Source organism: Sulfurimonas sediminis, from assembly GCF_014905115.1.
Classification (GTDB): Bacteria; Campylobacterota; Campylobacteria; order Campylobacterales; family Sulfurimonadaceae; genus Sulfurimonas; species Sulfurimonas sediminis.
In genome coordinates this window covers 337,795-356,021 of sequence record NZ_CP041235.1, presented here as the reverse complement: position 1 = coordinate 356,021, position 18,227 = coordinate 337,795, and the positions used below count along the sequence as shown (strand labels likewise).

The following is an 18,227-nucleotide window of genomic DNA, read 5'->3' as shown; positions in this document are numbered from 1 at the left end:
TTTATTTTCCTAGTTCAAATTCATCAAGTAAATAATGCAACTTGGCATCACCGTTTTTTATAATACTGTAGAGTTCTTTGTTCGTTTTGTTATTTGCAACCAAAAGCTCATAATAATGAGGCGCATAACTTTTGAGTCTCGAGCTCCCTGCTCCCCACCATGCAGCATCTATGTTGTTGACACGCGTATAAAAAGGAAGATGTACTTTGTCTTGTTTGAGTTTTGCATCACTAATGCTTAGGATTTTAAAACTTTTAATGTCGAGCGTATATACTTTTTGATTGAGATATATAAAAAGCAGTCCCACACTGCTGGCATCCGCCATCGCTTCAAAGTCCTCTTTTAAAGGTGTCGGATGTCCCCTAAAAGAAAGAACCGTTGCAAAAAGGTCCGGATGAATCCATTGTGTTTGTACACTTTTGGTAATTTTATAATAAATCTCTTCATTGGGAGCAATAAGCAGTGAACGGGAGTAACCAAATGCCAATTCTACCGTATCACCGACCTGAGGTTGCCATTTTCCATGTGGCAAAGCACTGTTTTGCAAGGCAGTAAATGCACTCATTTTAATGGTTGCCGTCTTTGTTTGTGCATCAAAACTCTGCACAACAGCATTTCTAACAATGGCACTGTGCTCAGGGCTAATGTGATGCACAACAAAACCACTGACACCGACATCTATTTTACCTGTTTTTATGGTTGCAGTTTCATTTTGATTATCAACTGAGACTACAGGTGATTTTATAACAGCGCCAAAAACTTCCAAGGCAAGTATCGTCAATAAAAGTATATATTTCATGTTTCTTCTTTGATTTTTTGTTTATGATTATATCAAACAAACCTCAGACTAAGCCAAAATTTGATAATCTTTGCAAATTATTTATTCTAGGCTTATATTTATGATACGATTTTTCATATTTTTTTTACTGATTACCTCCTCTTTTGCTGCCCATGTGGACAGATACCGTTGGAGTAACGGAGAAACTTATCTGGATTTTTTACAAAACCACAATCTTCCCTTGCGACCGCTTTACTACAATCTTGACAAGGATGACCAAAGACTCACAGAGGAGATGCGTGCAGGCATTCATTACCAGATTTTAAAAGATGTCAAAGAAGAGATAGAACAGATTCTGCTGCCTTTGAATGATGAACTGCAAATTCATATATACAAAGATGACAAAAGCTACAAATTTGAAGCTATTCCCATTATAAGCACAACAAAAACAGAAGCTTTTTACACAACAATAACAAGTTCGCCGATGTACAATATTTTAAAAGAGACAGGCTCCAAAAAACTGGCACAGATATTTGTTTCCAGTTTCAAACACTCCCTGAACTTTAAAAATGATATTCGCAAAGGCGATGAACTCGTTATGATTTATGAGCAGAAATATCGTTTGGGAGAGCCCTTTTCCATGCCGACTTTAAAAGTCGCCATGATAGAGATGCATCATAAAAAACACTTTATCTACCTCAACAGTGACGGACGCTATTATGATGAAAAAGCCCATGAAGTCGAAGGTTTTCTACTTGCCCGTCCGGTAAGGGGAGCCAGAATATCTTCTTATTTTACAAAAAGAAGATGGCACCCTGTGCTGCATAAATGGAAAGCACATCTTGGTGTTGACTATGCTGCAAGGCGCGGAACACCGGTTATTGCAGCAGGCAGAGGAGTCATTGTATGGGCTTCAAGAATGGGAAGCTATGGCAATCTTATAAAAATACGCCATGCTGACGGCTATGAAACACGCTATGCCCACTTAAAATCATTCCGCAGAGGTATTCACAGGGGCAGACGTGTAAAAAAAGGACAGACTATAGGCTATGTCGGTTCCACAGGCCGCTCAACCGGACCACACCTGCATTTTGAACTCAGAAAAAGAGGACGCGCCATCAATCCGCTCAGAGTTGTGCAGGTAACGACCAAAAAGCTCAAAGGCAAAGCAAAAAAAGCATTTTTACGATTAAAGAAAAACTATGATGAAAGTGTCAATCTTCACCTCAACAACAAAACAGCCTATAAAAAACGCCCGCCTTTTGAAAACATGTCTTACATCCACCTTTTAAAGGAAAAAAACAATGGGTAAAATAACTTCCATAAAAGAGCTCAAAGAGCCAAATTTTGTCAAACCGGTAGAGATAAACTACACACAAAACGGTGTAGCAAAAAAGTGGGAAGCTGTCCTTTCCCATGACAGTGTTGCCATACTGCTCTATCATACACAAAAAGATGCCTTTGTCCTTGTCAAGCAGCTCCGCGCTACCGTGCTGAACAAAAATCAGAACAACGGTTACATGTATGAACTCTGTGCCGGCATTGTTGACAAAGAGTGCTCCATAGAGCAAATAGCAAAAGAGGAGATTTTGGAAGAGTGCGGGTACGACGTACCTGTGCAAAATTTGGAAAAAATCAGTGCTTTTTACACCAGTGTCGGCATATCAGGCACACATCAGACACTCTATTATGCCGAAATTGATGAATGTATGAAGGTCACTGACGGCGGCGGTCTCGAAGAAGAGGAGATAGAAGTTATTTATATTCCGTTAAGTGAAGCAAAAAAGTTTATGTTTGATGAAAGCTATCAAAAGACAACGGGTGTTTCTTTGGCATTTTACTGGTTTTTTGATACTAAAAAAGGCCGGTAGTACAGAAAAAAATTTAGTTTTTTTCTAAGTCATGCTTTAGCATAGAAAGTACCGATTCCGAGTTTCTTTTCCCCCTTCGGAACCCGTACTTCAGTGCGGGCTTTACGGCAAAACAAGTCAAAAATTTAGTACCGACTGTGTGGCACATAAGCCCAATACACTCTACCCAAACTCTATCGGGTCCATGTCTATTTCCGCCAAATCTACTTTTGCAGACTTCACCGCTTTTATAATATCCGTACTTTTGTCAGCCCGAAGCAGTATCTCAAATCTGTATTTGTTTGCCACTTTCTCTATGGCACATTTTTTTGCACCTACTATCTCTATACCTTTACATGTAAGCAGATTTTCATGCATTTGCCGCATGGCGTCTTGTGCTTTGAGACCGTTTTTATGCGCAAACAAAATACGACACAGTTTTTTATAGGGCGGATACAGCTCTTGTCTGAAAACCTTTTCTTCTTCCAAAAAATCTTCATACCTCTCTATGTAGGTCTTGAAAAAATCCTCATTGAAAGTCTGCACGATGACTTTGGCATCTTTTGCCCGTCCGCTTCGTCCCGCTACCTGAATCAAAGAAGAGAGCGCTTTTTCCCGTGCACGGTAATCACCCATGTTCAGCATATTGTCCATCCCAAGTACCACAGCCAAAGTAACTCCGTGATAATCATGTCCTTTTGAGAGCATTTGGGTACCGACAAGAATATCACTCTCTTTGTCATTAAAACGTTTTAATGCTTTTTTGAGTTTGTTTGCTGTGGTAATGACATCCCGGTCAAACTGTTCTACTCTTGCACTCGGCAAAATTTCTTGTAAAATTTTCACCGCTTCTGCTGTTCCGAGTCTTGCACTCGATAAATTCGGACTGTGGCACTCTGGACAGACCTGAGGGATTGCCTGTGTAAAATTACAATAATGGCATTTCAAAGCGCGCGAGTGCTGATGCACACTCATACCGACACTGCAAAAGGCACATTTTATTGTATGCCCGCAGTCTTGACACTGCAAATATTTAAAATTGGCGCGTGTCGGCAAAAAGACGATAGCCTGCTCTTTTTTTTCTAAAATTTTTTGTAAATTTTGTAAAACCACAGGGGAGAGGCTTTCGGGACTTTTTTCGTACAGAAAACTTTTCTCGGAGCTAAAATGCCCGCCTTTGAGTCTGAAATGTGGAAATTTTACATAAGAGGTCAAAGAGGGTGTCGCACTGCCAAGCACTACAGGAACATCATAAAGTTTGCCCATATAAATGGCTAAATCTCTTGCATTGTACCGAGGACGCGAAGATGACTTGTAACTCTCATCATGCTCTTCATCGACAATAATAAGTCCCAAATTTTTTACAGGTAAAAAGAGAGCTGAACGTGCACCGGCAATGATCTTTGCTTCTCCTGCGTATATTTTGGCAAGTGCTTTTTTCTTTGCCAGGGGTGTGAGTTTTGAATGCCACATGACAAAATCTTCACCAAAATGTTCTTTGAGGCGTTTGGACATCTGTGGTGTCAGAGAGATTTCAGGCATTAAAAAGATGGATGTCTTTCCTCTTTCTGCCATCTGTTCAAAGTATTTCATATAGACTTCTGTTTTTCCGCTGCCTGTATCGCCGAAAAGAAGGGAAACTTTGTGTTGTTTTAAGAAAGTGAGTGCATTTTCCTGTTTTGATGAAAGTATAATTTTTGAGGTGCTTTTTGTGTTCTTATGACGCACAGCCCAGACTGAAGTCTGGGTTCCGAGGGCTGCTGCTTCAGTGCCAGCTGTTATTTCGTAAGGCAGCATTAATGCAAAAGCATCACCTAAAGAACAGATATAATAAGAGGCTATAAACCTGGCAAGTGCAAGCTGTTTGTCTGAAAAACGAAACGCATGTACTTCTAAAATTTCATGGGTTTTAAAATCAGGCTGTTTGCATGTAGCAATAACAACGCCGTTTAGTACTCTGTTTCGCACAGCTACACTTACCTGTGTTCCTGTTTCTATCTTTTGTAATGATTCGTAGGTAAACTCACCGAGAGGAGAGCCTGTGATAGCTACTTTGTAGTACTTCAAGTTATCTTTTAATCTACTAGTTTATCGCAAATTGTATCTTGACTGGCATTTAAATCAAATCTTCCTGTTGTAGGGTTATAAGTAAAGGCACAGTCTTGACCGCCCACTTTATATACATAATGCAAATAAGGTGCAGCATTATCTGTGGTACTCCAATGCCCCTCTGTATTTCCGGCTTTTATACCATACATTAAAAGCTCTCTGGTTCCGTTCCCGTCAAAAAGAGTTGTACTGTTTTGACTCAAACCAGAGATATAATCCGGGTCGCCTTTGATAATGTGCGCCTGTCTGTCTGTCAAAATTGCAGAACGCACCGAAGCAATATCGGCGCGCGCTTTACTTATCTGTGCATCTGTTCTTGTTGCGGCAAACTTTGGAATGGCAATACTTGCCAGGATGCCCAATACAACAATGACAAAAACAAGTTCTATCATTGTAAAAGCGCTGTGCAACGAGTGCCCTTGGGGTGCCTGTTTTGATTTCTTCATAAACGTATAACCTTTTTTCAATAATTAACAGATGTTCCACGAAGCTTCATTGGGTATTGTGAAGCATCTATTGCCCCTTGCAGTCCAACACAGAGTGTGTCACTGCCAGGATCGCCAAAGGAAATCGTTAGATTATCATCATTTGCACCTGTCTGTACCTGTATTGTAGCACAATCATTGACAGAACCGACTTGAATAACTGCTTTTTTTTCAGCAGTTGAAATACTCGCTTCTCCACTTGCTTCCATATTAGCAACCGCATTGGACATAACAGAAAGATTGTCTTCAGTTTTTGCCTGACTCATGGCATACGAAGCGATTTCAGATGCCCCTGTCATTATGTTCATTGCTATTTTAGAGACTTGGGCATCGCCTCTTGTTGCAGCCAATTTAGGAATGGCTACAGCTGCCAAAATACCTAAAATAACAATGACAAATATGAGTTCTATCATTGTAAAAGCTTTGTGAAGAGCTGTATGCATAACAATCCTTTATATTTTTTTAAATTAAATAGTATCGTTTTTATTATAAGAATAACTTTAAGTTTTAAAGAAAAAATAAAAGAAGCACCACAATCCTCTAAAAACTCAATTTTAATATTTGAGCGATAGAGTCATCCAAATCCCATCTATTGTTGATGAGTTGTTCTTGTATAGATTTTGCACCATTAAGGTGTAAAATATTCAAAATCATACTTCTAAGAATAGTCATTAAAAATGGATTTAAATGACAATTATGAGCATCTTCTAAAAGTGAATTATCTTTGTATTGATGCATGGTTTCCACTTTCCAATGGTGTAAAATTTTATTGTGAAAGAATTCTGCACTTTCATGAAAATTTGCAATACAGAATTGAATTCTAGTGCTATTAGTAATCTCGCCAGTTTTATGATTTGTTGACTCTACTTTTTTTATAACTTTTATTATTGAGCGAATATGAGTTATGCCATTATGATAAAAAGTAGTTGGTTGATATACAAACACCTTCCTATTAATCCATTCATTAGATTGTTGGACAGGTTTAGCCTTGTAAATATTTGTCGGTTTTATATCTCTTGAAATTTCATCTATTTTATCAAGTAAGGTTTTTTGATTATCTTTTACCTTGGCAATATATTTTGAACCACTATTTTCGATAGCATCAAGAGTTTTTTTGGGTATTCATTGCATCAAAAGTAAAGATAAATTCATCTCCCAATTCCCCTATCATAGCCTGAAGGGCAGGTATTTCATTCGACTTCTCTGCTATTTGTTGATGAGCAATTATTACCCCTATCTCAGATAAAACAGCACCAACTACTTCTATTGATCTCTTATCTTTGTATTTGCTGCCATTCATAACCTTGCCATCTACGCTCAGGTGCTTTCCTCTTGTATCGACATAGGTTCTTATCCATTTCCTAAAAACAACTTCAACTTCTTGGCTATCAACTTTCGCTAACACATCAGAAACCAAACTTTTCTTTGGTGTTAATATAAACTCTACACCTAATAATCTTTTAACTTGTTCTTTTTGAATATGCTTCTCTATCCAAATAGATATTTGCTTATAGTCAGTTGCTCCCATCAATCCAGCCAATACTGAAAGATATAAAATATGTTCTAGTCGGTGTCTTTTACCTTGAGGTTTCCGATAGTCTGTCACCTCTGAAAACAATTTTAAAAGTTGATTTGATTGGGCTTGATCTGCATACCCTCTTATAGAACGCTTTTTCGCTAATTTTTCTCTTGTTTTTGTTGCCATATGTAATCACTTTAGTTTTTTAGAGTTTAAGCAATTATTGTTCTTCTTTTAAATTCCTGTTTTTTTAGGATTGGGGTGTAAAAGAAGAAGTTTTAGAAAGGAGTTATTTGTTGCACCTTTTTTGAAGATGCAACAAAGTACTTTAGTAAGCTACGTTTGACCCACCAAAGTTATATGTTTTTTGTAAATCTGCAGTCGCTTCTTTCACAGCATTACAAACTGTTCCATTGGCATCATCTGCACTTACTGTTATATTTCCATCACTAGCATTATTAAATGTAATTGTTAAACACGTATTATTGTTATCATCACCTAAAACAATAGTATCGTTATTTTGAATATTATCATCAGACGTTTTAAGTGATATATTTGTTATATCTGCACTATTTTTACCTTCAAAAGTACCTTGTGCAGTATAGAAAGTACCTAATTCACTTACAAGTGTTGCTGCTTCTGTAGAGATTTTTGCAACTTGTGCATCCGTACGCGTCGCTGCAAGTTTTGGAATGGCAACTGCTGCCAAAATACCTAAAATAACGATAACGAAGATCAATTCGATCATTGTAAAACCAGCTCTTTTCATAAGAACTCCTTATATTTTTAAAAATTGGATTACTCTGGTAATCTTAGAGAACATTATGGACCTATTTACATTAAAGTTTGCTTAATTTCAGTTTTTTACATGGAAGCCCTTTAGATATTTTTACTTCGTTTTTTTGGTTTGGATGATGCATGGTCCGCACTAAAGTACGGATTCCGGGAAGGAATGATTTTGGAACCGGTATTTTAATGCCGGCTGATAAAATATATGGAATAGGATTTGCTTGTTTAGTGTTACATGTAAAGAAGGAGCATTTATGAGCATTGAAATATCTAAAACACATTCCCTTTTGACGAAGGCGATGGACTATCGTGTTGCACGTCAGGATATGATAGCATCAAATATTGCCAATGCAGACACGCCTTATTACAAACCAAGAGATATCAGTTTTGAAGATGCTTTGATTGCCCAAAAAAACGCCCTGTATCAGGACAATGCACATCAGTTGAAAATTGCACAGACAGACTCCAGACATTTGGCGCCAAAAGAAGAAACAAGCCAGATAAAGCCGACACTCTTTTTCAGAGACGGGCATATGGCTCGAAATGACGGCAACTCTGTCGATATAGATGTGGAAACAACCGAAATGAGTAAGAACTCCATCATGTTTAACGCCATTGTCATGGCGGCAAAAAAAGATGCAGGTATATTTAAAAGTGTTATAGATGCTTCGGCAAAAGTAAATTAAGGATAGAAAAAAATGAGTAATTTTCTCAACAGTTTTGATATCAGCGGATACGGACTCTCAGCCCAAAGAGTTCGTGTCAATGTCATCTCAAGCAATATCGCCAATGCCCAGACAACAAGAACAGAAGAAGGCGGACCCTATCGTCGCAAAGAGGTTGTTTTTAAAGCTGTAAACTTTAATGATGTATACAACAAAGCTCTGGGTGAGACTGCACAAAGTGCCAAATATCAAGACCCTTTGAATGAAGGACAATTTGGACAAAAGGTAAATCCTGCTATAATGAGTGTAGTAGTTGACAAAATTGTAAGAGACGACAGCAAACCTCTTATGAAATTTGAGCCAAACAACCCGGATGCGGATGCAAACGGGTATGTGGCATATCCAAATATTAATCCTGTTGTGGAAATGTCCGATTTGGTAGAGGCAACACGCTCATATCAAGCCAATGTTGCGGCATTTCAAAGTGCAAAAGATATGGCAAACGCTGCCATATCACTGTTACAGTAAAAAAGGAAGTGAAAGATTATGAACAACATTAATAATATTTCCGGTGCTTCAACAGCAGACCTTTTAAAACAAAAAGGCAGCACTGAAAAAACCGGTGGCGAAGCTTTTGCCGAGCAGTTAAAATCAGCCCTCAATGAAGTCAATGACATTCAAAAAGAGAGCGAAGAAGCTATAGCGGATTTGGCAACAGGTCAGGTAAAAGATCTCCATCAGGCAGCTCTTGCAATCGGCAAAGCAGAAACAAGTATGAAACTTATGTTAGAGATTCGAAACAAAGCATTAAATGCCTACAAAGAGATTGGCAGAACACAATTATAACCTGCCTCTGTACATAATAACTTCATGGTAAACCGTAACAAAAGTAAAAAAATATTCCTTCTTTATGTCCTTATTTCTCTTGCTTTTGCGGTTTTTTTAAGTGTTATGCTTCTCACTGCCACAAAATCACGCCGTATGCCCTCTTTATATGCAACAGAAAGCTCAAAAGCACAGCGTGGCAGCATCATCAGTGCAGACGGTTTTCACATAGCTACAACAAAAAAACTCTATAAAGCAGTTGTCAATACCCGATACATCGACCCTGACAAAAAAGAGTTGTTTGTAAAGCTTTTCAGTATTTACTCAGGCATGACACCAAAAGCCATTAAAAAAAGGCTCTCCAAACGCAAAGGTGTTGTCGTTTTGAGTTATAATGTTCCCCAGATAAAAGCACATTATCTCAAAACACTCGCGAGAGAACTGCGACGCTTTAAAGTATTTTTAGAGTTAAAAAACCCGGCAACAGGGCTTCGTTCTGTACATGGGCTCAGCATACTTGAGAGCGGGGAAAGCCGGGAGTATCCTTATGGAACCCTGCTTACTCCTGTTATAGGCTATCCGCATAAAATAGAAGAAGACGGATACACCTCCATCAAAGGAGTCAAAGGACTTGAAAAAAGATTTGACAACGAACTCTCACCCAGACAAGACGGCTACAGCAGAGGCAAACGTGATGTAAACAGCTACATTATTTTAAATAAAGAGAGCTTTACCAAACCAAAAATAAACGGGCTTGACATCAAACTGAGTATTCCGGTTTCTTTTCAAATACGCATAGAGAAGATGCTTGATGGCATGAAAAAAGGACTCCGTGCAAAAGAGGTAATGATTGCTGTTATGGACTCCAAAACAGGTGATGTCTATGCTATAGCGAGTTCCAACAGATATTTGCCAAAAAAGATTAGACGCAGTGACTATCCCTCTCTAAACAGCTCCATGATAGAGTACAGTTTTGAGCCGGGAAGTGTTTTAAAGCCTGTCACTTTTGCCCTGCTCCTCGAACACAAACTTGTCAATCCCTATGATTTGGTAAACGGACATAACGGACGCTTTAAAATAGGCAGAAAGGTTATTACTGATGAGCACAGATTTGACTGGCTCTCGGCTGAGAATGTTATAGTCTACTCTTCAAATATCGGTATAGCCCAGCTGGCACAAAGACTCTCCGGATATGATTTTTATCAAGGACTGAAAAAATTTGGTTTTGCAAGCAAATCCACACCTGATTTGATTTATGAAAAAAAAGGCTCTGTTCCAAGTGCCAAACGGCTTGAAAATGAAATATACAAAGCCACCTGTGCCTATGGCTATGGAATCCGTGCGAATCTTATGCAACTGCTCCGTGCCTACAGTGCTTTTAACAATAACGGGCGCATGGTGAGACCAAGACTGGTGCAGAGTTTTATAGATGAACACGGCACTGTAAAAGAGCTCGGTTATGGGGAGAGCGTACAGGTTATAAAAAGTGCCACTGCCAAAAGAATGAATAAGATTTTACTCAAAACCGTGAATGAAGGCACCGGAAAAAAAGCCATCACAAAAGGATTGCAAATCGGCGGAAAAACAGGAACTGCGCACATTGTTGAAAAAGGACAGTATGTAAGGAAATACAATACTGCTTTTATGGGATTTGCCAATGATAAAAAGCACAAATACACCATAGGTGTCATTGTTATACAGCCTAAAAAAAGCCAGTTTGCAGCCCAGACTGCTGTTCCTGTCTTTAAAAAAGCGGTTGATATTATGATAGAAGAGGGTTATTTAGAGCCAAATATTGTCAAGTAGCCTTGTCTTGCCAACAATCACTTCTACAAGAATAACAGTATTGCCGATTTGTACTTTTTCTATTACTTCAAAATCACGATTCAGCACTTCTACATATTTTATTTCCAAAGGAGACAAGATAGCGTGCATCTCCTCTTTAATTTTTACTGTATCCAAAATATTTTTACTGATAAGCTTTGAAGCTGCATATAATGACTTTGGAATTTTCAAGGCTTCTTCCCTTTGTGCTTTTGAAAGATATACATTTCTGCTGCTGAGTGCCAGTCCATCGCTGTCGCGAACGATATCTACAGGAACAATTTCAACATCCATAAAAAACTGTTTTACCATGAGACGTATGAGATTAAGCTGTTGGGCATCTTTTTTTCCAAAGTAGGCTCTTGTCGGGGAGACAATATTGAGCAGTTTCATGACAACCCTCAAAACACCGCTGAAATGTCCCGGTCTTGTTGCACCTTCTAAAACATATCCGCGTACATTAGGCGCACAGATTTTCACTTCATCGTTGCTGTACATATCCTCTGCAGTGGGAAAAAAAAGGACATCTACGCCAGACAGTTCACATATTTTCTTATCGGCATCATCTTTTTTCGGGTATTTGTCTAAATCTTCGCCTGCCAAAAACTGTGTCGGATTGACAAAGATAGAAACCACAACTATTTCATTCTCTTGCCTTGCGCGCTTTATCAAAGCAATATGCCCTTCATGCAAAGCACCCATAGTAGGGACAAAGCCTACTGATGAATTACTCTTTTTTAGATGCTCTTTTAGTTCTAAAGGATCCGAAATAATCTTCATTTTAAGTCCTGATATAATATAATTGCAATTATACAACAAACTTAATACCAATCCCAACTAAGGAGTAATAATTTAAACAAACATATTGGGTTGAAGTACAAGGCAAAAATTCACAGGAGCTACTGGTAGCTTCAAGAGTTTTTAACGAAGTAATACAACACAATATGTTTGCCCTTCGGGTAAAAGATAAGCCATCATCTGACTGCGTTAGACTCTATTGAAGCTACCAGTAGCTCCTGCTATCGTCTGCCTTGCATCTAATAGCTTATCTTTTATTTAAATTGTTACTCCTTAGTTGGGATTGGTATAAGTACGGGTTCCAACAATGCCATTACATTAAGTATTTATTTGGAACCGGTACTTTAGTGCCGGCTAAGAGTGCTAAGACTATTGCAACAGCCGGCACTAAAGTACCGGTTCCGAAAAAGCATTAATTTTCTTAACTTAATGGCATTGACAGGTTCCAAGAAAACAATAAAAATTTTATTTCATTATTAACTAGGATATTTATGGACAACTACGAATACACAGAACTTTTGAAAAACATTGACAGCAAAATGAAAAACATTACAGGTGTTGTCGAACCGGATAAAATTGAGACAAGATTAGAAGAAATACAGAAAATGGAAAATGATCAGGATTTTTGGAATGATGCTGCTTATGCAGGAAAAATACAAAAAGAGAAGACACAACTTCAAAGAAAACTTGATAAATACACTACTGCCAAAAATGCTGTTGCAGATGCAAATGAGCTGTATGAGATGGCAAAAGAAGAAAATGATACAGAATCCCTTAAAGCACTCTATGAAGATGCTCCAAACCTGGAAAAACAGATTCGTGATATGGAGATTGAGGTACTTCTGAGCGGAGAAACCGATGCAAACAATGCAATTCTTTCCATTCACCCCGGTGCCGGAGGAACGGAATCACAGGACTGGGCCCAAATGCTGCTGAGAATGTACAAACGATGGGCGGAGAGACGTGGTTTTAAAGTAGAAGTTTTGGATTACCAGGCAGGAGATGAAGCCGGCATCAAAGATGTTTCCATTCTTATAAAGGGCGAAAATGCCTATGGTTATCTCAAGGTTGAAAACGGTATTCACAGACTTGTAAGAATTTCACCCTTTGATTCCAATGCCAAACGCCATACCTCTTTTGCCTCTGTTATGGTTTCTCCTGAAATAGATGATGATATCGACATTACTATCGAAGACAAAGACCTGCGTATAGACACCTACCGATCAAGCGGTGCCGGCGGACAACATGTAAACAAAACAGAATCTGCCATACGATTAACACACATTCCGACAGGTGTCGTTGTACAGTGCCAAAATGACAGAAGCCAGCATAAAAACAAAGCCACAGCCATGAAAATGCTCAAATCCCGTCTCTATGAATTGGAACTTGAGGAACAAAAAGCTAAAGAAGCAGGCATCGCCAAAAGTGAAATAGGCTGGGGACACCAAATACGCTCTTATGTTATGCAGCCTTACCAGCAAATCAAAGACACAAGAAGCAATGAAGCCTACTCTAATGTCTCTGCTATTTTGGATGGAGACATTGATGGCATGATTGAGGGTGTTTTAATAGCCATGAACCGCTCTTAATCCTGCTATTTTTTCACAAAACTGTAGGCAAGAAACAAAATGCCCAAAATCATTGCAAAAACAGTAAGGTATCTTTGCTGCTGTTCCTGCGCACTCATTAAAGATTCTCGAAAAGTTGCTATATCCGGTTTAGCCTTTTTCAGACTTTGCGCATTGCCTTTGACACTTGCTTCCATTCTTGCTACATTTGCTGCTGCTATTTCAGTTTCACTTACCACCGTCTTCGGTGTCGTCCAGAAATGTGCTGTAAAACCGATCAAAAGCATGAGTGCACCAACTGATCTGAATATCATAATCTTATGTTTTAAAAAAAAATCCATCTGTCCTCTTTTTTTTTGCTCTTTCTAAAGCAAATTATGTCAGAATCTCAGTATGAATCTACTTAAAGAATTTTTACTTGATGATACGTGCTCCTATCTGAGCGACAAAAAACAAACTACACACTATAAAGTGATCAACAATTGTGATTCCAAATCCTGTGAAGCTCTGATTGAACGAGGATACCGTCGTTTTGGAAAAATGTACTTTAGACCCATATGCACTGCATGTACAGAGTGTCAGAGTATTAAAATTGATGTAGAAAACTATACATTCAGCAAATCTGCCAAAAGAGTTATCAAAAAAGCCAAAGATATTACTTCTTACATACAGGTCCCGAGTGTAACGCAGGAGCACCTTGAACTCTTTGAAAAGTACCATCTTTATATGCATGATAAAAAAGGGTGGGACTACTCTGCAACAACTGCACAGCACTACTATAACTCTTTTGTCACAGGCCATGCTGACTTTGGCTATGAAGTGCTTTATTATGATCAGGAAAAGCTCATTGCCGTAGATTTGATAGATATACTTGAGAACGGAATATCATCAATCTATTTTTATTATGATCCGGATTATGCCCAATACTCTTTAGGCAAACTCTCCTTGTATAATCAAATAAAATATGCTAAAAATACAAACAAAAAATGGATATATTTGGGGTACTATGTTGAAGGTTGCCCTTCGCTTTCTTACAAAGCCCAATATACTCCTTACCTCACGCTCCAAGGCAGACCGCACGAACATGAAAAATTTATATGGTCTTAGAGAGCTCTTTTTTTTGTTCTTCTCTGATTTGTAACTTTTTCTTTTGAACTTCTTTGTTAAGCTGTTCTTCCAGTTTTTTCTGTTCGAGTTTGTCTTTTTTTCTGATTCTTTGAATTTTTTCTAATTCTCGTTCTTTTTTTCGTTGCAGCAGGCTTTTTTTACGCTCTTTTTTTGCCTGTAATTTTTTATCTTCATCCAGATATTTTTGTATTATTCCTGTTGTATTTACATCATCAGAATGTGCAAAATAGTAATCGAGTATCTTGTTTTTACTTCTTTTTTCATCAATCAGTCCACTGTTTGCCAGTTTTGTGAAAAGTTTTGAATTTTCATTTTCAATTGCCAAATCCAGATTTCTTTTGACAGAGCGTACAAAAAAATCATTTGTCCGTGAAAGTTCTCTTAATCTGTTTAGGTAGTGCATCTTGTCTTTAACCACACCTTCATCCAGAGAAAAACCCTCTTTTTTCAACTTTTTGACAGCAGCAGCATACTCTTGTATTTTCTTTTCATACGGTGCATATTCATCTATATTTGTAAGCTTTTGAATTTTATCTATATTATTGTAAACAATATCACCAAGCGCAGAAAAAGCTTTTGGATTTTGTGCCGCAAGCAGTGTAGTTAGTATAAGTAAAAATAGTATTTTATGCATTCATATCAGCCTGAAAAATTTTTATCATTATAACAGAATTTTTATTTTTAAAAGAGGAAAGTCTCCTCCCTTACAGGAGAGGAGAGAGGTGGTACAATTTATAATAAAACGATTGTTACCCGTTACGTTTTTTCTGAATCTCTTCAGCTATATTTCTCGGAACTTCTTCATAATGATCAAATTCCATTGCATATGTTGCACGTCCCTGAGTTGCAGAACGAAGGTCAGTTGAGTAACCGAACATTTCAGCAAGTGGAACAAAAGCATCAATAATTTTGTTTCCTGCTCTATCACTCATATTGTTTACCTGTCCGCGTCTACGGTTCAAGTCACCGATAACATCACCCATGTACTCTTCAGGAACTTCAACTTCAACTTTCATCATCGGCTCAAGTATAGCAGCATCTGCTTTACGGCAAGCTTCTTTGAATCCCATTGAAGCAGCAAGTTTAAATGCCATTTCATTTGAATCCACATCATGGTAAGAACCGTCGTACAGTGTAACATCAATATCTTCCATAGGATATCCGGCAAGAACACCTGCCTGCATCGCTTCTTCACAACCTTTTTCAACAGCAGGAATATATTCTCTTGGAACAGTTCCCCCTTTGATTTCGTTGTGAAATACGAAGCCAGAATCAGGCTCACCCGGCTTCACTTTTAAGAATACATGACCAAACTGACCACGACCACCAGATTGTTTTGCATATTTGTATTCCTGGTTTACTTCTTTCTTGATTGTTTCACGGTAAGAAACCTGTGGGGCACCAACTTCTGCTTCAACTTTGAATTCACGTTTCATTCTGTCAACAAGAATTTCAAGGTGTAACTCACCCATTCCTGAGATAATAGTCTGACCTGTTTCATCATCAGTGTGTACTCTAAAAGACGGATCTTCCGCAGCTAGTTTTCCTAGAGCGATACCCATTTTTTCCTGGTCAGCTTTTGTTTTTGGTTCAACCGCAACAGAGATAACCGGCTCAGGGAAATCCATTCTTTCCAGTACAACTTTTTCAGCAGGATCACATAAAGTATCACCCGTAGTTGTTGATTTTAATCCAACAACGGCACCGATTTCACCGGCATATATCTCTTTAATTTCTTCACGCTTGATAGCATGCATTTTCAAGATACGGCCGATTCTTTCTTTTTTGTCTTTTGTTGTATTGTGTACATAAGAACCTGATTCTAAAGAACCACGGTATACACGGATAAATGTAAGAACACCAACAAACGGGTCAGTCATAATTTTAAATGCAAGTGAAGCAAAAGGGCCGTCATCAGTTGATTCAACAACAACTTCTTTCTCTTCATCATCCATCATTGTACCCATAATTGGTGGTGCTTCAACCGGTGAAGGAAGATAGTCAACAACAGCGTCAAGCAGAGTCTGAACACCTTTGTTTTTAAATGCAGTACCAGGAGTCATCGGAACAACAGCCATACCGATTGTTGCAGATTTGATAGCCGCTTTGATCTCTTCTTCAGAAATTTCTTCGCCTTCTAAGAATTTTTCAGCGAAATCATCATTGCCTTCAACTTCTGCTAAAGTCTCAAGCATCTTTTCTCTGTATTCATCTGCAATTTCCTGTAACTCAGGACGAATATCCTGAACATGGTAGTTAGATCCCATCGCAGCATCTTCATCCCATACAATCTCTTTCATCTTAACTAAGTCAACAACACCTTCAAACTTGTCTTCAGCGCCGATAGGTAACTGAAAAGGCATTGGATTCCCTTTTAGGCGATCACGTATTTGACGCTCTACCTCATAAAAGTCTGCACCTGTTCTGTCCATTTTGTTAACAAAAACGATAGAAGGCACTTTATAACGGTTACGTTGTCTCCAAACTGTTTCTGATTGTGGTTGCACCCCACCAACAGCACAGAATACTGAAACAGCACCGTCAAGTACACGCATAGAACGTTCAACTTCAATAGTAAAGTCAACGTGGCCCGGTGTGTCGATAATATTTATCTGTTTTCCGTTCCACTCACAGGTTGTTGCAGCAGAAGTAATCGTAATACCACGCTCCTGCTCTTGTTCCATCCAGTCCATAGTAGCAGCACCATCATGGACCTCACCGATTTTATGTTCAACACCAGTATAGAAAAGAATTCTTTCTGTTGTTGTTGTTTTACCTGCATCAATATGTGCAGCAATACCGATGTTTCTTACATCTTCTAATTTATGACTTCTTGGCATATGTTATCCTGTTACCATCTGTAATGAGCAAATGCTTTATTAGCTTCTGCCATTTTATATGTATCTTCTTTTTTCTTAAATGCAGCACCTTTATCTGATGCCGCGTCCATGAATTCATTTGCCAATCTCTCAGCCATTGTTCTTTCATTACGTTTACGAGCTGCATCAACCAACCATCTGATTGCTAGAGACTGTTGGCGCACTGGGCGTACTTCTACTGGAACTTGATAAGTAGCACCACCAACACGGCGACTTTTAACCTCTATAATAGGTTTGATATTCTCAATAGCTTCATTAAATGTGTCTATTCCTGATTTTTCTCCACGAGAGCTAATGATATCCATTGCACTGTAGATGATTTTTTCAGCTGTAGATTTTTTACCATCTAACATGATTTTGTTAATAAATTTCGTTAAAATTTTGCTTCCATAAACCGGATCTGGCATAATTTCACGAACGGGAGCTTTTCTTCTTCTCATTTGTAATTTTCCTTACTTCAATTTGTATTCTTCAAATTTACTCAAAATTAATCACTAAAGATTAATCCTGTAGCTATTGAATTAATATATTAAAAAAATAATCTTAGATTATTTTTTTGGTTTCTTAGTTCCGTATTTAGAACGGGCAACCATACGGTTAGCAACACCGGCAGTATCCAGTGCACCACGAACGATGTGATACTTCACACCAGGTAAATCTTTAATACGACCACCACGTACAAGTACGATAGAGTGTTCTTGAAGGTTGTGACCTTCACCACCGATATATGAAATAACTTCAAAACCGGAAGTTAATCTGACTTTCGCAACTTTTCTTAAAGCCGAGTTAGGTTTTTTAGGTGTAGTTGTGTAAACACGTGTACATACACCACGACGCTGTGGACATGAGTCAAGAGCAGGTGATTTTGATTTTTTAATCACACGTTTACGCTCTTTACGAATCAATTGATTGATTGTAGGCATACAATTCCTTTTTACTTAATTTTTTCCAGTAGAATTTAACTCACTAAAAATTTTAGAGAGTTATAGACACGAAATAATACAGAAATT

At 38.2% G+C, this 18,227-nt stretch carries 21 protein-coding genes; 8 read left to right on the top strand and 13 right to left on the bottom strand.

The features are described from left to right. Position 1: 1 nt before the first annotated feature. On the bottom strand, positions 2-799 hold the full coding sequence (locus FJR45_RS02035) for a plasminogen-binding N-terminal domain-containing protein (protein ID WP_193151115.1): 798 nt from the start codon (positions 797-799) through the stop codon (positions 2-4). Positions 800-899: 100 nt separating this feature from the next. Here FJR45_RS02035 and FJR45_RS02030 point away from each other — a divergent pair, with 100 nt between their 5' ends. Continuing rightward, positions 900-2,090, top strand: a complete 1,191-nt coding sequence (locus FJR45_RS02030) for a M23 family metallopeptidase (RefSeq protein ID WP_193151114.1) — start codon at positions 900-902, stop codon at positions 2,088-2,090. Further along, the gene (locus FJR45_RS02025; protein ID WP_193151113.1) at positions 2,083-2,649 is read left to right on the top strand and encodes an NUDIX domain-containing protein; all 567 of its coding nucleotides are present in this window, start codon (positions 2,083-2,085) and stop codon (positions 2,647-2,649) included. Before FJR45_RS02030 ends, FJR45_RS02025 begins: the two co-directional genes overlap by 8 nt. Before the next feature lie 162 nt (positions 2,650-2,811). Here the strand turns inward: FJR45_RS02025 and FJR45_RS02020 are convergent, their stop codons facing one another. The 6 genes from FJR45_RS02020 to FJR45_RS12375 all read right to left on the bottom strand — a co-directional run bounded on the left by FJR45_RS02020 (position 2,812) and on the right by FJR45_RS12375 (position 7,510). Then, the gene (locus FJR45_RS02020) at positions 2,812-4,695 is read right to left on the bottom strand and encodes a primosomal protein N' (protein ID WP_193151112.1); all 1,884 of its coding nucleotides are present in this window, start codon (positions 4,693-4,695) and stop codon (positions 2,812-2,814) included. 8 nt (positions 4,696-4,703) lie between these two features. Beyond that, positions 4,704-5,183 carry a type II secretion system protein gene (locus FJR45_RS02015; protein WP_226966456.1) on the bottom strand — a complete coding sequence of 160 codons (480 nt, stop codon included), beginning with the start codon at positions 5,181-5,183 and terminating at the stop codon, positions 4,704-4,706. Positions 5,184-5,200: 17 nt separating this feature from the next. Further along, complete coding sequence (locus tag FJR45_RS02010; protein WP_193151111.1) at positions 5,201-5,665, bottom strand: prepilin-type N-terminal cleavage/methylation domain-containing protein; 465 nt, start codon at positions 5,663-5,665, stop codon at positions 5,201-5,203. Between the two features lie 97 nt (positions 5,666-5,762). Next, positions 5,763-6,296: a hypothetical protein gene (locus tag FJR45_RS02005; protein ID WP_347402235.1), complete on the bottom strand. Its 534-nt coding sequence runs from the start codon at positions 6,294-6,296 to the stop codon at positions 5,763-5,765. Between the two features lie 28 nt (positions 6,297-6,324). Continuing rightward, positions 6,325-6,927, bottom strand: coding sequence for an ISAs1 family transposase (locus FJR45_RS02000; protein ID WP_193149934.1), 603 nt, complete (start codon positions 6,925-6,927; stop codon positions 6,325-6,327). 142 nt (positions 6,928-7,069) lie between these two features. Next, complete coding sequence (locus FJR45_RS12375) at positions 7,070-7,510, bottom strand: type II secretion system protein (protein ID WP_226966455.1); 441 nt, start codon at positions 7,508-7,510, stop codon at positions 7,070-7,072. Positions 7,511-7,784: 274 nt separating this feature from the next. Here FJR45_RS12375 and flgB point away from each other — a divergent pair, with 274 nt between their 5' ends. Genes flgB through FJR45_RS01975 form a run of 4 tightly spaced genes read left to right on the top strand, consistent with a single transcriptional unit; the run spans position 7,785 to position 10,826 of the window. Next, positions 7,785-8,216 (top strand): flagellar basal body rod protein FlgB, encoded by a 432-nt coding sequence (gene flgB / locus FJR45_RS01990; RefSeq protein ID WP_193151110.1) that lies wholly within the window; start codon positions 7,785-7,787, stop codon positions 8,214-8,216. Positions 8,217-8,228: 12 nt separating this feature from the next. Next, the gene (gene flgC, locus FJR45_RS01985) at positions 8,229-8,723 is read left to right on the top strand and encodes a flagellar basal body rod protein FlgC (protein ID WP_193151109.1); all 495 of its coding nucleotides are present in this window, start codon (positions 8,229-8,231) and stop codon (positions 8,721-8,723) included. An 18-nt stretch (positions 8,724-8,741) separates the two neighbouring features. Next, positions 8,742-9,041 carry a flagellar hook-basal body complex protein FliE gene (gene fliE, locus FJR45_RS01980; protein ID WP_193151108.1) on the top strand — a complete coding sequence of 100 codons (300 nt, stop codon included), beginning with the start codon at positions 8,742-8,744 and terminating at the stop codon, positions 9,039-9,041. Positions 9,042-9,065: 24 nt separating this feature from the next. Continuing rightward, entirely contained in the window at positions 9,066-10,826 is a 1,761-nt protein-coding gene (locus FJR45_RS01975) for a peptidoglycan D,D-transpeptidase FtsI family protein (RefSeq protein WP_193151107.1), read from the top strand. Here the strand turns inward: FJR45_RS01975 and panC are convergent. Continuing rightward, the gene (gene panC / locus FJR45_RS01970) at positions 10,803-11,624 is read right to left on the bottom strand and encodes a pantoate--beta-alanine ligase (RefSeq protein ID WP_193151106.1); all 822 of its coding nucleotides are present in this window, start codon (positions 11,622-11,624) and stop codon (positions 10,803-10,805) included. The genes FJR45_RS01975 and panC overlap by 24 nt on opposite strands. 509 nt (positions 11,625-12,133) lie before the next feature. Here panC and prfB point away from each other — a divergent pair. Next, positions 12,134-13,231 carry a peptide chain release factor 2 gene (gene prfB, locus FJR45_RS01965; RefSeq protein WP_193151105.1) on the top strand — a complete coding sequence of 366 codons (1,098 nt, stop codon included), beginning with the start codon at positions 12,134-12,136 and terminating at the stop codon, positions 13,229-13,231. A 5-nt stretch (positions 13,232-13,236) separates the two neighbouring features. Here prfB and FJR45_RS01960 read toward each other — a convergent pair whose 3' ends face one another. Beyond that, complete coding sequence (locus tag FJR45_RS01960; protein ID WP_193151104.1) at positions 13,237-13,551, bottom strand: hypothetical protein; 315 nt, start codon at positions 13,549-13,551, stop codon at positions 13,237-13,239. Positions 13,552-13,603: 52 nt separating this feature from the next. On the opposite strand from FJR45_RS01960, the gene FJR45_RS01955 reads away from it, so the two are divergent. After that, positions 13,604-14,317, top strand: a complete 714-nt coding sequence (locus FJR45_RS01955) for an arginyltransferase (RefSeq protein WP_193151103.1) — start codon at positions 13,604-13,606, stop codon at positions 14,315-14,317. Here FJR45_RS01955 and FJR45_RS01950 read toward each other — a convergent pair. The 4 genes from FJR45_RS01950 to rpsL all read right to left on the bottom strand — a co-directional run bounded on the left by FJR45_RS01950 (position 14,304) and on the right by rpsL (position 18,140). Continuing rightward, positions 14,304-14,972, bottom strand: coding sequence for a hypothetical protein (locus FJR45_RS01950; RefSeq protein ID WP_193151102.1), 669 nt, complete (start codon positions 14,970-14,972; stop codon positions 14,304-14,306). The genes FJR45_RS01955 and FJR45_RS01950 overlap by 14 nt on opposite strands. 115 nt (positions 14,973-15,087) lie before the next feature. Continuing rightward, positions 15,088-17,178, bottom strand: a complete 2,091-nt coding sequence (gene fusA, locus FJR45_RS01945; RefSeq protein ID WP_151901145.1) for an elongation factor G — start codon at positions 17,176-17,178, stop codon at positions 15,088-15,090. 11 nt (positions 17,179-17,189) lie between these two features. Continuing rightward, positions 17,190-17,657, bottom strand: coding sequence for a 30S ribosomal protein S7 (gene rpsG / locus FJR45_RS01940; protein WP_151901146.1), 468 nt, complete (start codon positions 17,655-17,657; stop codon positions 17,190-17,192). Between the two features lie 108 nt (positions 17,658-17,765). Continuing rightward, positions 17,766-18,140 (bottom strand): 30S ribosomal protein S12, encoded by a 375-nt coding sequence (rpsL, locus tag FJR45_RS01935; RefSeq protein ID WP_151901147.1) that lies wholly within the window; start codon positions 18,138-18,140, stop codon positions 17,766-17,768. Between the last annotated feature and the right edge of the window lie 87 nt (positions 18,141-18,227).

Excerpts from the sequence above, each read along its gene's own strand:
- FJR45_RS02035 (WP_193151115.1), bottom strand. The coding sequence starts at position 799 with ATGAAATATATACTTTTATTGACGATACTTGCCTTGGAAGTTTTTGGC.
- FJR45_RS02030 (WP_193151114.1), top strand. The coding sequence starts at position 900 with ATGATACGATTTTTCATATTTTTTTTACTGATTACCTCCTCTTTTGCT.
- FJR45_RS02025 (WP_193151113.1), top strand. The coding sequence starts at position 2,083 with ATGGGTAAAATAACTTCCATAAAAGAGCTCAAAGAGCCAAATTTTGTC.
- FJR45_RS02015 (WP_226966456.1), bottom strand. The coding sequence starts at position 5,183 with ATGAAGAAATCAAAACAGGCACCCCAAGGGCACTCGTTGCACAGCGCT.
- FJR45_RS02010 (WP_193151111.1), bottom strand. The coding sequence starts at position 5,665 with ATGCATACAGCTCTTCACAAAGCTTTTACAATGATAGAACTCATATTT.
- FJR45_RS02000 (WP_193149934.1), bottom strand. The coding sequence starts at position 6,927 with ATGGCAACAAAAACAAGAGAAAAATTAGCGAAAAAGCGTTCTATAAGA.
- FJR45_RS12375 (WP_226966455.1), bottom strand. The coding sequence starts at position 7,510 with ATGAAAAGAGCTGGTTTTACAATGATCGAATTGATCTTCGTTATCGTT.
- flgB (WP_193151110.1), top strand. The coding sequence starts at position 7,785 with ATGAGCATTGAAATATCTAAAACACATTCCCTTTTGACGAAGGCGATG.
- flgC (WP_193151109.1), top strand. The coding sequence starts at position 8,229 with ATGAGTAATTTTCTCAACAGTTTTGATATCAGCGGATACGGACTCTCA.
- fliE (WP_193151108.1), top strand. The coding sequence starts at position 8,742 with ATGAACAACATTAATAATATTTCCGGTGCTTCAACAGCAGACCTTTTA.
- FJR45_RS01975 (WP_193151107.1), top strand. The coding sequence starts at position 9,066 with ATGGTAAACCGTAACAAAAGTAAAAAAATATTCCTTCTTTATGTCCTT.
- panC (WP_193151106.1), bottom strand. The coding sequence starts at position 11,624 with ATGAAGATTATTTCGGATCCTTTAGAACTAAAAGAGCATCTAAAAAAG.
- prfB (WP_193151105.1), top strand. The coding sequence starts at position 12,134 with ATGGACAACTACGAATACACAGAACTTTTGAAAAACATTGACAGCAAA.
- FJR45_RS01960 (WP_193151104.1), bottom strand. The coding sequence starts at position 13,551 with ATGGATTTTTTTTTAAAACATAAGATTATGATATTCAGATCAGTTGGT.
- FJR45_RS01955 (WP_193151103.1), top strand. The coding sequence starts at position 13,604 with ATGAATCTACTTAAAGAATTTTTACTTGATGATACGTGCTCCTATCTG.
- FJR45_RS01950 (WP_193151102.1), bottom strand. The coding sequence starts at position 14,972 with ATGCATAAAATACTATTTTTACTTATACTAACTACACTGCTTGCGGCA.
- fusA (WP_151901145.1), bottom strand. The coding sequence starts at position 17,178 with ATGCCAAGAAGTCATAAATTAGAAGATGTAAGAAACATCGGTATTGCT.
- rpsG (WP_151901146.1), bottom strand. The coding sequence starts at position 17,657 with ATGAGAAGAAGAAAAGCTCCCGTTCGTGAAATTATGCCAGATCCGGTT.
- rpsL (WP_151901147.1), bottom strand. The coding sequence starts at position 18,140 with ATGCCTACAATCAATCAATTGATTCGTAAAGAGCGTAAACGTGTGATT.